Here is a 12,639-nt window from a genome sequence, read left to right as displayed (position 1 = left end):
GGGTGGCTCCGTTCAGTAGATCAGACGTCCGATCGCGGCGTGTGCGGTGCGGCCCACCCGGCGATCGCTCCGCCGGCGGCCGGGACGAGGGCGAGCACGAACGGCTCGATCGCGTCCGGCATCGACGAGATCAAGTTCGGGTCCTTGGTGATGGCGCCGAGGATCGCGAGCCCTGCGAGGCTCACGAGGTAGACCACGGCGGACGCAGCCTTCACCTTCTTCTCGATGGGGGCAGAGGGTGCAGCCATAGGAGGGGCTCCGTTCTGTGAGGGGATCAGACGGCCGGCCAGTAGTCGGACCGGACGCGACGGTGCAGCAGGGTCGCGCCAGGCCCGGTGGCCCGGACGCGGACGCGAAGGTGACGGCCGGTGGGGACGTCGTCGAGGTGGAGCAGCTGGTGGCCGCCGCCGGACCAGCGGACAACGCCATGCCCAGAGGCGTTCTTGCCATCAGGGGTGCACTCGTAGAACTCGGCCTCCGCGTACACCCCGACGGGCGTGGTCACGTACAGCCACACGAGGATCTTGTCGATGGCCTGGGGGCCGGCGTGAATGGTGGAGTCGCCCTGGAACGCGATCTCCAGCCAGGACCCGTCCTTCGGCAGGGCGACGTCCGTGGGGTTGTCCTCGCGCAGCATCTGAAGCGGCATCGGCTCGGCCTCCTTGGGTGGGCTGGACGCCCGGGCAACGATCTGGGGGAACACGACCTTGTTGAACTGCTGCACCCTGGCATCACCGGGGCAGGCGGTGCCGCCGGTGGACCACTCAGGGTGGAGCCGGTGGTAGCCGAACCCTGGGTCCGACGCTGACTGGCAGACGCGGAGCGGGATGTCGTGACGCTGGTGCAGCCACACCCCCAGGCCGATCAGCTTCTCGATCTGCTGGTCCGTCCACGGGTCGGTGTGCTGAAGGTTCGATGCCGTCTCGATGGACACGGCGCCGGTCCCGTCGGGCCGCCGGTTCGCCTGATAGTTGGCGTCAGCGCGGGTCTCGGTCCCGATGTACTGGCCGAGGTCGCCCTCGTAACCGAGACCGAAATGACTGTCCAGGGACGTGCTGTCCCGCCAGTACTCATACATGCGGCGGGCCGTCCACGGGGCCGCGATGCTGTGCAGGATGAACTGCGTGGGGCGGATCGCCGGCTGGCTGTCCGACTCGGGCTGTAGCTCCATCCGAATCGCGCCCGGGTACCAGGCCATGGGGCCTCCAAACATGAGAAAGACCCCGGCCGGGCGGCTCGGGGCGGGCTTGGTGGACGGGCAGGATCAAGCAGGCTGGGCCGGGTCGGGGATCTCGACCCAGCGGCCGGCGTACTGCTCGGGCGTGAACGCCTCGCGGAAGTTCCTTCCGAAGTAGCGGACGACGTAGGAGTCTTTCGCGACCGTGTACTGGACCGGGGGCCACCCGAAGATTTCCAGGACCAGGGTTTCCCCGTCGTCGCTGATGAGGGTGGCGCCCTCCAGCCACTGTGTGGCGATGTACTCGCCGTTGGTGCCGTCGTACTGGATGGACTCCTGCCGCTCCATGACCAGGGCCATTACACGACCTCCAAGATGGTGACGATGATCTTTGTGTCGGACTGGAGAAACGAGCCCGCCCCGGAGCCGCCCGCCGTACAGGCCCCCTGGAGCTTCAGCGTGTGGCTACCGGCCGAGGCGAGTGTGCCGGTCCACTGCTGGGCGATCGTTGCCCGGTCGGCCGTGTCCATGCCGTACACCGCGAGGCCGCCGGAGTCCGGGGTGCCGTCGACCACCAGACGGCCGACCATGAGATTCGTGGTCGAGGTGGTCGTGACCGACGCGTCGAACACGGCTTCGGCCTTGAACTCGGCGTTGGCGGCGGTGGTGGTGAACGTGACGGTGGCGCCGGTGATGTCGGCGTAGCTGGTCGTCGACACTGCGAGGGCGGCGCTCGCGGCGCCCTCGTAGATCTGGGGCTGGATCCGGTTGAGGGTGTCGGCGTCGATGACCTGTCCGGCCAGGATCGGCACGAGGTGTCTCCCTTCCTAAAGCGCGGCGCGCATGGGGTGCGCGAGGGATACCGGGGTGCCGGAGGCATGGGCCTTGGAGATGCCGTTGATGCCGCGGGTCACCGCGAACGTCTGGCTGAGCCCGGTGCCGGTGCAGCTGGTGACGCGCATGACCTCGCCGCCCACCTTGATGTCGAACGGGAACATCGCGGCGTAGGTGGCGGAGTCGATCCAGCGCTGTGAGCCGGTCTGGGTGAGTACGTTGGCGACCGTGGAGGAGGCGGTCATGCTGCCGTTGAGGGTGCAGCCGGCGGTGTCGGCCCGGCCGAGCACGTCGTCCTCGATGACGCCGACGGTCCAGGGGCCGGCGGGTACGCAGTTGAGGACCAGGTCCCACTCGTACAGGCCGAGGACCTCGGTGTAGCCCATGACGAGCAGATCGATCGCGTCGGGCGGCAGCCAGGCCGGGGGGTTGGCGATGGTGAGCCGGTCGCCGATGCGCAGGCCGAGGACGTCTGGGATCAGGTGCGGTGCGGCGTGCAGCATGATCCGCACGGTGGGGTAGCGGGCCTCGTCCCAGGTGCCCAGGTGCAGGCGCCAGGCGGCGATCTGCTCGGCCTGGGTGTCGAGCCACAGGGACAGGGTCACCGACTCGTCGTAGGTGCCGATCCCGTCCGGCGGGTCCAGGACCGATAGGGGGCTGGTCTCGTCGACGACGCGCGCTGAGGAGCCTCCTTCCCGGGTCACGGTGATGTCGTTGCGGACGCGCTGGTCGTCCTCGACCGGCTCCAGCGGCGGCCCGACTTCGTTGTCTGCCTCGTAGTCGAGGGCGAGTTGGGCGGTCTGGTTGTAGAGGCTGGTGCGGTCCCGGTAGACCAGGCCGAGGTTCTCGCGGTCTTCGTAGAGGATGCCGCCGTCGGTGTCGGCGGCCTCCTGCAGGAGGTTGAGCAGGGTGTCGGGGCGCTGCGGCCCTAGGGGCTGGGTGCCGCGGTCGACGTTGCCGTCGATTGCCCACAGGGTGAGCGTGGTGGATTCCTCGTTGGCGAGGCGGTCCATGCGGGTGATGGCGGTCTCTCCGGCGTAGCCGTCGTCCGCGCCGTCGTAGATGTCGACGCCCGGGGTGGTGCTGGATCCGGCGACGTCGAACACGGCCAGGTGCCCGAGGGTCATGTTCTCTGTCGCGGCTCCGTAGGCGGTGCCGCCCACGCCGATGGCGGCGCCCATGACGCCGGTGTAGATGGTGCCGCCGGTCCAGGATCCGCCGCCGGAGGTGACGTCCCGCCACCGGGCGACGAGGTTGGTCTGCCCGCCTCCGGCGTCGGAGACGAACACCTGCAGCCGGTTCCACGTGCCGGCGAAATCGGTGATCGCGCCGGCGGTGTTGTGGAGGAAAAAGGCGAGGACGTCGCCGGTGGCGTCGCGGGCCTCGATCCGGATCCCTGCGGTGGAGGCGTAGATGATCGCTGTACGCATGGCCGACCCGGCGACGGTGATGCGGATGATCTCCGTCTGTGAGGCGGGCATGGTCGGCAGGAAGTAGACCATCTCGGCCTGCCAGCCCGACGCGGTACTGCGGGGCACGGGGCCGGTGAAGGAGGCCGGGTTTTGCAGCTTGGGCAGGGGGTTGGAGCCGCCGAGGGTGTCGTCTGCGGCGTAGTCGAATCCGCTGGTGGTCAGGGGCAGGACGCGGGGGACGGCGCTGTAGGCCTGGGTGGCGGCGTCGCCTTCCTCCATCGGCCAGTACGCGATCGGCTCCCCGGCCGGCACACGCCGGCGGAGGGTGGATTCCAGGGGCTTTTTGCCCTGGCCCATGCGGCGCTGGATGCCCGCGGCCTCGATGGGCACCCACACGTCCCGGCCGGAGACGTCCCAGCGCGCCGGCCAGGACGACACCTCGCCCGTGAAGCGGGGCTCTCGGTCGCTGATCGTGCCGGCCGCCGCGGTCCAGGAGCGTCCTGCCGCGTCCGTGAACGCGGTTGCCCCGTCGGCCAGGGCGCGGAAGTCGGGGTTGGCGACGGCTGAGCCGCCGATGCCGGAGCGGACCTCGGCGCGGTGGATGCGGCCGATGGCGGGGAGCCAGAACGGGGCGACGAGCGCGGAGGTGGGAGCGATCTGCAGGGCCGCCGTACCGCTGTGGATCGACGTGGTGCCCACCCCGATGATCGGGTCGGTGAACTCGGTCCAGGTGCCGTCCAGGGAGTCGGCCCAGTACATGCGGACGGTGTAGCCGCCGGCGCCGTTGTTGACGTCCAGGGTGACGCGCAGCGCCGCCCGGGCGGGCAAGGCGGGCAGGTTCGCCCCGGCGAAGAAACTGTTGGCGCCAGTGGTAGACCAGCGCAGCTGCAGAATCCCCCCGGTGATCATGAGCATGTAACTGCGCTGGCCGGCGGCGCCGTCCCACTTGCCGATCAGGGTCCGCGGCTCGCTGGCACTCCACCGGGTGGTCGCCTCCACCCGCAGATCAATATCTCCGGTGATGTCGAGGCTGGCGTGGTCGGGAGTGGAGGCAATCTGGCCGGACGTGCCGTCCAGCCGCAGATACGCCTCCACCCCCTGCACCGACACCCGGATCGGGGTGTTGCGGCCGATCAGCCCGTAGTACGGGCTGCTGGGGTTTCGGGGGCTGTACTTGCCTTCCCGGTTGTTCAGCTCCAGGGAGCATTTCGACGGGTCGGTTCTGGTGCCCTCGTCCGCCCGCCCGTGCGTGATGGCGATCGGGTTGCGGTGGTAGACGTCCGCGGAGATGTCCGTCCACACACCGCTCACCCGCAGCTCGGTCCGCACGTCCAGCGGATCGTTCGGGAACGCCACGAGAAACCCCCTTCCTATGGCTGGCCGAACGTGAGCTGGACGTCTCCGCGGCCCTCGACACGGACGATCTTCTGAATGGCGGTCTTGAACGCTCCGTCGGCGCCGGTGTAGTCGAACCGCACCGTGACCAGCCCCGCCCCGGCGCCACCGCGGACGAGGGGCGTAGCGGGGGTGAGCTGGCGGCCGGCACCCATCGCGACCGCCGCCGGGGGTGCCTGGACCAGGTCGGCCATGCTGCGTGCCACCGCCGGCTCTCCGGCCTGGATGCCCTGGACGACGCCCGCGGGGATCCAGCGGCCGATGTGCTCGGCCATGTACCTGGAGGGTGAGGCGATGCCGAGGGCTTTGGCGATCGGCCCGGGAATCAGGTTCCTGGCCCAGCCCATCAGGGTGTCCTTGAGCCAGCCGCCCATGGACTGGATGCCGGACCACAGGCCGCGCACGATGTCCATGCCCTTGCTGTACAGCAGATCCTTCAGGCTGCCGATGGCGCTGGTGATCCGGCCGGGAAGTCCGCGGACCCAGCCGATCAGTTGCCCAGCTTTGGAGATGGTGCCGGTCTTGATGCGGTCCCAGTGCTGCAGGAACCAGCGGACCATCGGCAGGTTCTGGATGAACCCGAGGATCATCTGCCCGACACCCTGGATCTTGCCCCAGACCCAGTCCCATGCCTGCCCGGTCCACTGCTTGATCTTGTCCCAGTTGGCGAAGATCAGCGCGGCCAGGGCGATGACGATAGCGATGACCCAGCCGATCGGGCCCATGGCGATCAGCCACTGTGCGGCCATGGTCGCCGCCCAGATGACCGCACGCGCGGCCATGATCGCGAACTGGGCCACCGCGGTCAGTGAGGCGCGGACGACGGCGGCGATCCACGTGCCGATCGACACCAGCGCGGAGCCGACCCAGGAGGCGGCGGTGACCGCGGCCGAGGCGACGGCGGAGGCCCCGATGCGCAGGTAGGCCATGATGCCGATCGCCATCATCCGCATCCAGTTGCCCATGACGGTCCAGCAGGAGGCAGAGATGATCGCGTGCGCTCCGGTCACCACGGCGCTGATCGCGGCGTAGGTGGCCAGGGCGGCCTTGACGGTGAGGACCGTGAGGGCGAGGCCGGCGAAGGTGTACGCCAGCGGCACCATCACGGCGGAGTTCTCCATGGCGAACTTCGCGATCGTGCCCCCGGCCTCGCCGAGCTCGAGCATGACCGTGCGCTTGAACGACTCCAGCGCGGCTTTCGGGTTGTCGCCGACCTGCTTGGTCATCTTGTCGGCGGCGCCGCCGACCTGCCCCAGCGCGGAGACGGCCGACGAGGGGTCGAGGGCGAAGAGGGCCGCGCCGAGGTCTTCGGCCTGGGTGCCGAACAGCCCGACAGCGGCCGCCTCGCGGGCGACCGGATCCTCCATCGCGCGGAGCCTGTCCAGGGTGAGATCGAGGGCGCCGGTGGCGGTGTCGCCGCCCTTGCCGATCTTCGCCATCATGTCCGCGGCGTCCAGACCGAGGGCCTTGAACCCGTCGGCGGCGGCCTTGGATCCGTCGATGGACCGGATCGAGAATTCCTTGACAGCGTCGGCGACGATGTCCGCATCCCGGGCACCGGCCTTCAGACCCTGGCTGATCAGGCCCATGGCGGTCTCGCCGTCGAGGCCGAACTTCCGCCACTGGGTGCCGTACTCGTTGATCGTGTCCAGCAGGTCGTCTGCCTTGTTGGCGCCGGTCTGAAAGCCTCGGGTGACGATGTCGAACGCCTCGTCCGCGGACTGGGCAAGGCCGGTCTTCAGCATCTGCCCGATCGCCGCGGTGACCGGACCGACTTCCTGGTTGAACGTCTGCGCCAGAGCGAGAGCCTTTGTGGTGACACCTTCCAGACCGCCCTCGGCAGCCGAGGTGTCGCCGATGTTCTGGTAGACCCCGCGGATCGCCTCGTTGACGGTCTCGACCGAGTCGCCCCACGCGTCCTTGTAGACGTTGGCGGAGACCTGGGCGAGTTCGGCGGCCTCGGCCGGCCCGACCCCGAGCTGGGCGGCCAGCTTGTCGCCGGCCGCCTCCATGTCCATGGCGGCCACCACGCTCACGCCGAGCGCCGCGGCAAACCCTGCGCCGATGGTGGCGGCCGCGGCGTTGAACCGCTCCGCCATCTGCGAGACCTCGCCGGACGCGCGGTCGCGGGCCACCAGGTTGAACACGAGGGAGGTGTCCGACACCGGGTCACCTCCTCTTCATTTTTGCCTCTGCCTCGTCCTGCGACTGCTTGTAGGCGTCGAGCCAGTCCAGGAGGAGATCGGTCTCCTCGACCGTGAGGTGGTCCCAGTCGCGCGGGCCGATGCCCAGCAGGTGGGCGGCGTTGCCCAGCTGCGTCAGTCGGCGACGGGCAGACTCGCTTTTCCCGACTCCTCGGCGTCGTCGATCGCCTGGGCGATCTCCGCGTCAAAGGTCTCCAGCGCGGCGGCGAGTTCCTCGCCGTGCAGCCGGTCCACGGCCGCATCCCGCATGGTCTGCCACTCCTGGCGCGAGTACTCCAGGCGCAGCTCATCCCACTCGAACCCGACGTCCTCCCACCTCGTCTTTGGGTGGTCGCGGCGCAGGAAGACATACAGCAGCGCCCGCCGGCACAGAGAGCTGCCTTTGAGGACGGCCTGGGTGAACTCGGCGTAGGTCATGCCGGTGCGGCGCTCGATGTCCTCCCGTTCGGGGGCGAGGAGCCCGCGGCGGGGGTTGTAGCGCCAGCGGGTCGGCTCGTCCTGGCCCTCGGGCTGGTAGATCAGAAACATCGTGCTCCTATCCGGATCCGGCCCGGTCAGCGAGACGCTGGGCCATGTCGTTCATCGCGTCGAGGACGGCCTGCTTGAACCGCTCGTCCTGGCCCTCGAAGGACTCGTCGAACCAGTGCCGTTTGCCGTACTGGGTGCGCCAGGGCTCGTGGCCGTAGGTGAGGGTGCGCCACCCGCCATCGCGCCGGTTCGTGCGCTTGGGGGCGTTGGGGAAGCGACGTAGCCCGGGGGTTTTGAAGGCCTTCACGCGGGCGCCGGACCAGCGGCCGCCCAGCTTCACCTCGGGCCGGATCCGCTTGGCGATCGCCGAGCGCAGGCCGGGGGTGCTGGTGGACAGCCCGGCCGAGGACATGGCCATGATGTTGCTCTTGGCGAGCGCGGCCGCCGGTTTCAGCGCCTCGCGCATGTTCTTCGCGAGGTCTTTGCGCAGCTGCTTGCCGTCGGCCTCCGCGCGGATTGCCCGCACCAGCTCGTCGAGGCCCTCATGCGTGCATTGCAGGTCGAACGGCGGGCCGCTGGCGGGCATCAGGCGGTCGCCCGGGTCACGGCCCCCGACGTCGGGTAGCTGACCGACACCGAGGCCTCGTCACCCACGGACCCCTCGATCGGGTTCCAGCCCTTGACCAGCACACTGCCGGAGTAGGAGGGGTTGGAGGCGCCGACCGCGGACTGGTCGAGCCGGGTCACGAACGGTACGACCGTGCCGAGCAGCGGCCACATGATCGAGTCGATCTCGGTCGCGGCAACATCCTGCAGGAACTCGATGCTGAGCTCGCCGGACTTCAGGCCGCCGAGAACCTGCTTCCACCCGAGGCTGGTGTAGGTGGTGACGTCCTTGTCCTCCACCTCCACCGAGACCTCGCACTTGCGCATGTACTCGCTGACGTCCGTCCCGTTCAGGGACAGGTACTGGGCGAGCAGGACCATCTTGGCCATGGGGGATCACCTGATTCCGAGAGAGGCGGCGAACATGAACGAGGGGCTGGTGCCGGAGATGGTCCAGGCGACCCGGTAATGCGTGTCGGTGATGGCGGTGCCGTCGGTGCGCAGGATCTCCCCGCCCGCCCCGGTCGCCGCGGCGAACGTCAGCTGCGTGGTGGGCGAGGCGAACGATCCGTCGGCGTCGGACTCGATCCGTGCGGTGATGCTCGGCGTGGTGCCGGACGCTGAGAGGACATGCAGCGCGGCGTACAGCCGCTGCCCGGAGGCGACTGCCCCCAGGTTGAGCGCGGTCCCGGTGCCGCTCGCGGTACGAGCGGTGCCGGGCGGGTGACCGATCTGGCCCCGTACCAGCGGCCACGACGACTTGGCGGTGCCCGTCCAGGGGGCAACCTCGCCGACCGCGTCGCCGAGGCTGTAGTCGGCGCGCATCGCCTGGGTGACGTAGGCGAGAGCGCCGACGGTCGAGTCTGCCGGGCACACCGTCCACGGGCCGGTACCGCCCAGCTGTGACCAGGACGCGTTGTCGACGAGCGAAGGGTCGCCGGCCTCCCACTGGCCCTCGCCCGAGATCTCCGCGGAGGCCAGCCCGGCAAGGACTTCCTTCCAGCCGCCGGAGCGGTAGTTCGTGGAGTCCTTGTCTTCGTGCTCGGCGCTGATTTCGATCTTGTTGGATGCGCCGGACAGGTCGGCACCCACCGCGAACAGGCGGCAGTCGAGCAGGATCTGCTTGCTCATCAGGTGCTCCCCTCTCCGATGACCTTGATGATCAGCTCGGCGCCGATGTACTGGGTGCCCTGGTGCTCGTACCAGCGGTATCCCTGGATCCGCATCAGGTGCAGGTCATGCGCCAGGCCACCCAGCGCGTACTCACCCGGGGCGCCGCGGGCGGCCTCGATCGTGGCCTTCAGCGAGGCCGTACCGGAGCCGGACAGCATGGCGTCCAGTAGCCGTTGCGCGGACTGGTCGTCGGCGCGGCTGACCAGGACACGGCAGGTCACCTCGACCTCGTCCAGGGCGCGGCGCATCGCCCGGTCGAAGGTGACGGAGTACTCGCCAGCGAAGAAGTGTGGCGTGGTGATCGCGTCCGGGACGTGGCCGGTCGCGGTGAGCTTGCCCAGCCCGGGCGGCAGGACGACCGTGCGGGCAGCGTCGGCGATGGCATCACGAACGGCCGACATCTGCACTACGGCCACCCCCTCGGCTGCGCTTCGGGGCAGTCAGGACTTCCTGGGCTACGCCGGAGGCGACCAGGTGGGCGGCTGCTGCCGTGGGCAGGTCGGTTACCTCACCCTGCTTGGGCCACGGCTTGCCGTCGCGGCTGCCGGGCATGGCGACGAGCATGCGGATCTTCACTGCTGCCCCCTTTACGCGAAGCCGGGAAGGACGAACGGTTCGATCAGGTTCCACACATCGGGGTCACGCCTGGAGAGACGGACCACGCCCCACTCGGCGGAGCCGGTAATCCCCTCCGGGCTGTCCTTGCGCCGGTACAGGCGGGCGGCCTGGATCAGCGCAGCTTCCTCGATGTCGTCGGGCACGGCCGGCCAGCCGAACTGTGCAGTGATCCGCACCCGGATGGTGGCCGTGCCCCAGGTGCTGGTGGTGCGCAGAAGACCGGTGATGGGCCTGCTGTCCAGCAGCGCGTTGTCGGGACTCGTCTCGTAGTTCGTGACGGCCGTGTACGAGGAGCCAGAGCCGGTCTCGACGACCAGGCCGGTCGTGCTGCCGATGTCGTCGATCAGCAGGAGGTCGCCGTCGGCCTCGCGGACAATCCGGCCTCGCGTGTTGAAGGTGCGCTGTACGGCGGTCGGGTCGAGCCAGAAGCGTCGGCCGCAAGCCCGGTCGATGCCTCGGGAAGCGGCGGCCAGGGCGCTGTTGAGTAGGTCGTCGCGGCTGGTGTCGTCGGCCTCGATGTTCAGTCTCTGCTTCAGGACGGCCAGGGTCCCGTACTCGTTAGCCATCTCATGCCTTGTCGGTGGCGCGCGCCCGACGGCCCCTCGGCGGTGTGGAGCGGGATACTTCGGCGCCAGCCGACGGCTTGTCCTCGGCCGGCGGCGTAGCTCCCCGGGCCTTCAGCTGCTCGTCGACCTGGGCGACTCGGTCGGTCAGGCCGCGCTGAACGAGCCCCTCTCGCTCACGCAAAAGAGCGGCGATCATGTCCTCGTCGCGTGCCATGGCTTCTCCTTAGAAGACGTGCAGGTCAGCGGTGTTGGTGACGTTGTTGTTCGCCGAGTAGACGAGCCGCAGGTACCGCCACGGCTGGTGGGCGCGCAGCACCTTGTGGGCGACCCCTTCGACAGCAAAGAAGGTCTCGGTGCTGCCGGTATCCGGGGTGGCAGTCTCGGCGTAGGAGACGCGGAACCAGTTGGCACCGTCCGCCGACCCCTCGATCGCATAGGTGCACGCGGGGCTCGCACCTACCGTGGTCGTGATGGTCAGCAGCGCCGGCCGCTCGGTGGCGGCGCCCCGGTCAGCGGTGTTCGTCGATGCGCCGTTCCCGGTCTGCTCGTCCGAGAGCCGTACCGAGTTCGGCAGTCTGTCGCCAGCCAGCGCCATGGTGATCGGCATCCTGTGGACCTCCCGTCCGTCGTGCCGTGGTGGACCACGAGGGCCCGTCCCCAACGGGACGGGCCCTGCATGGCGAGGGGGTCAGGCTCCGGTGAACGTCGGCGTGACGAGTCCCGTACCCGCGATCTTCCGGGCGTGGGCGTAGCGGTTGTGGGTGTAGGCGTAGTAGCCGTAGACGACCATCAGCACGCCGAGGTTGGCGGCCTTGGTCTGCTCAGCCCGGATGTACATCGGGGCGTCGGGGTCCTCCCACAGGTGGCATTCCTGCCGGTCGACGAGGTAGATCTCGTCCTCGTTGGTGCCCGCGCCGAGGTTGGTGGCGATGTTGTTGTCGACGATGACGGGGGTGCCGTTGGGCAGGACGCCGCGCACGCCGCGCCCGTAGGCGGTGGCGTAGTTCGCGCCCAGGGTCTGGGCGATGACGCCAGGCTGGGTGATCAGCGGCCAGGTGGAGCCCATGGCGTTCTGCATCCAGTACCAGCGGCGGGAGTGCATGACGGCGAGGTTGTCGCCCGAGGCCATGTCGAGCATGGCGGCCTCGACGCCGGACAGTCCCTCGATCACCTTGGGGTACAGCTCGGCCGCGGTCGGGGAGGCGTCGGTGTAGGCGACGGACGTAGCCACGTTGGTCAGGCCGGTGGTCGCCTGGTTCAGCAGCTTGCCGTCGAGGTTCGTGTGGTATCGGCGGAACAGGTCGTCCAGCACGACGGACTCGATACCGGCGCCGCGCTCGATGGCCTGCCGGGAGAGTGTCTGCTGGCCGGCCGCCGTCTGCACGCTGACCGAGTGGAGCGTGTCGTCCATGTCCTGTTCGGTCACGGCCGCGTTCTCGGCGGACTGGTTGTCGACCGACGACGAGGTGGTGATCCGGGACAGGTTGACGGTCATGCCCTGCGCGGGCAGGTCGTGGCGGCGGATGGCGTCCGCGAACGGCCGCCGCGCGGCGGCGGCCGGGGCGTACATGTCGGTGAGGTACTGCGGCACCACCAGGCCAGCGAACGCGCCGGTGCCGGCCGCACGCTGCAGCTGGTCGCCCCGCTCTACCCGCTCCTCCTGCATGTGGCGGGCCAGGCGGGCGTTGGCCTCGTAGTCGCCGAGGAACGCTGCGGCGACGTCCCGCTCGAACTGGGCGCCTCGCCGGTCCTGGTCGGGCCGGTAGGTGCGCTCCTCCTGCCCGACGCGGGCGACGTGGTCGTAGGCCGGGGCGCGGGTCGCGGCGGGGACGGAGCGGGCCTGCAGCGCGGCGATCTCCTCCTCGCGGGCCTGCTCGGCGAGCAGCTCCTCGAGGGCGGCGTGGCGCCGGGAGACCTCCGCGTCCGCGGCGTCGCGTGCGGCGACCCGTTCGGTGACGGCGTCCTCGGTCAGGTTCGGGTCGGAACGCAGCGCGACGAGCGCGTCCTGTTCCTGCTGGCGGTGCGTGATCGCGGTGTCCAGGGCGGTCTGCGCCTGGGCGATCAGGTCGGCGAGAGTCATCTCGTCCTCCGTGGTCGATGGATTCCAGACGCCCCGGTCCAGGTCAGACGGCCACCCGAGGCATTGGCGCCGGGTGGGCTCGTGCGCGCAGAGCGCAGGGCAAAGA

Annotated in this window: 15 protein-coding genes; all 15 read right to left on the bottom strand. The window is 69.5% G+C overall.

Going from position 1 to position 12,639, the window contains the following annotated elements:
• Positions 1-20: 20 nt before the first annotated feature.
• Positions 21-248, bottom strand: coding sequence for a holin (locus ACY34K_RS18660; protein WP_462748429.1), 228 nt, complete (start codon positions 246-248; stop codon positions 21-23).
• 26 nt (positions 249-274) lie between these two features.
• Positions 275-1,198, bottom strand: a complete 924-nt coding sequence (locus tag ACY34K_RS18655; protein WP_462748427.1) for a peptidoglycan recognition protein family protein — start codon at positions 1,196-1,198, stop codon at positions 275-277.
• 66 nt (positions 1,199-1,264) lie between these two features.
• Positions 1,265-1,537, bottom strand: coding sequence for a hypothetical protein (locus tag ACY34K_RS18650; protein WP_462748426.1), 273 nt, complete (start codon positions 1,535-1,537; stop codon positions 1,265-1,267).
• Complete coding sequence (locus ACY34K_RS18645; RefSeq protein ID WP_462748424.1) at positions 1,537-1,989, bottom strand: hypothetical protein; 453 nt, start codon at positions 1,987-1,989, stop codon at positions 1,537-1,539. The genes ACY34K_RS18650 and ACY34K_RS18645 overlap by 1 nt, the downstream gene beginning before the upstream one ends.
• 15 nt (positions 1,990-2,004) lie before the next feature.
• Positions 2,005-4,779 carry a hypothetical protein gene (locus ACY34K_RS18640; RefSeq protein ID WP_462748422.1) on the bottom strand — a complete coding sequence of 925 codons (2,775 nt, stop codon included), beginning with the start codon at positions 4,777-4,779 and terminating at the stop codon, positions 2,005-2,007.
• Positions 4,780-4,793: 14 nt separating this feature from the next.
• Positions 4,794-6,983 carry a phage tail tape measure protein gene (locus tag ACY34K_RS18635; RefSeq protein ID WP_462748420.1) on the bottom strand — a complete coding sequence of 730 codons (2,190 nt, stop codon included), beginning with the start codon at positions 6,981-6,983 and terminating at the stop codon, positions 4,794-4,796.
• Between the two features lie 153 nt (positions 6,984-7,136).
• Positions 7,137-7,550, bottom strand: a complete 414-nt coding sequence (locus ACY34K_RS18630; protein WP_462748419.1) for a hypothetical protein — start codon at positions 7,548-7,550, stop codon at positions 7,137-7,139.
• A 7-nt stretch (positions 7,551-7,557) separates the two neighbouring features.
• Positions 7,558-8,076: a hypothetical protein gene (locus tag ACY34K_RS18625; protein ID WP_462748417.1), complete on the bottom strand. Its 519-nt coding sequence runs from the start codon at positions 8,074-8,076 to the stop codon at positions 7,558-7,560.
• Complete coding sequence (locus tag ACY34K_RS18620) at positions 8,076-8,486, bottom strand: phage tail protein (protein WP_462748415.1); 411 nt, start codon at positions 8,484-8,486, stop codon at positions 8,076-8,078. Before ACY34K_RS18620 ends, ACY34K_RS18625 begins: the two co-directional genes overlap by 1 nt.
• Positions 8,487-8,492: 6 nt before the next feature.
• Positions 8,493-9,227, bottom strand: coding sequence for a hypothetical protein (locus tag ACY34K_RS18615; RefSeq protein ID WP_462748412.1), 735 nt, complete (start codon positions 9,225-9,227; stop codon positions 8,493-8,495).
• A complete protein-coding gene (locus tag ACY34K_RS18610; RefSeq protein ID WP_462748411.1) occupies positions 9,227-9,670 on the bottom strand; it encodes a hypothetical protein in 444 nt (147 codons plus the stop codon). Before ACY34K_RS18610 ends, ACY34K_RS18615 begins: the two co-directional genes overlap by 1 nt.
• Positions 9,671-9,856: 186 nt before the next feature.
• The gene (locus tag ACY34K_RS18605) at positions 9,857-10,453 is read right to left on the bottom strand and encodes a head-tail connector protein (RefSeq protein WP_462748409.1); all 597 of its coding nucleotides are present in this window, start codon (positions 10,451-10,453) and stop codon (positions 9,857-9,859) included.
• Between the two features lies 1 nt (position 10,454).
• Complete coding sequence (locus ACY34K_RS18600) at positions 10,455-10,667, bottom strand: hypothetical protein (protein ID WP_462748407.1); 213 nt, start codon at positions 10,665-10,667, stop codon at positions 10,455-10,457.
• Positions 10,668-10,676: 9 nt separating this feature from the next.
• A complete protein-coding gene (locus tag ACY34K_RS18595) occupies positions 10,677-11,048 on the bottom strand; it encodes a hypothetical protein (RefSeq protein WP_462748405.1) in 372 nt (123 codons plus the stop codon).
• A gap of 93 nt (positions 11,049-11,141) precedes the next feature.
• Entirely contained in the window at positions 11,142-12,533 is a 1,392-nt protein-coding gene (locus ACY34K_RS18590; protein WP_462748403.1) for a hypothetical protein, read from the bottom strand.
• Between the last annotated feature and the right edge of the window lie 106 nt (positions 12,534-12,639).

This window comes from Streptomyces sp. STAM6, from assembly GCF_054963715.1.
The sequence above is the reverse complement of the archived record's forward strand: the minus strand, read 5'-3'. Positions and strand labels throughout refer to the sequence as shown.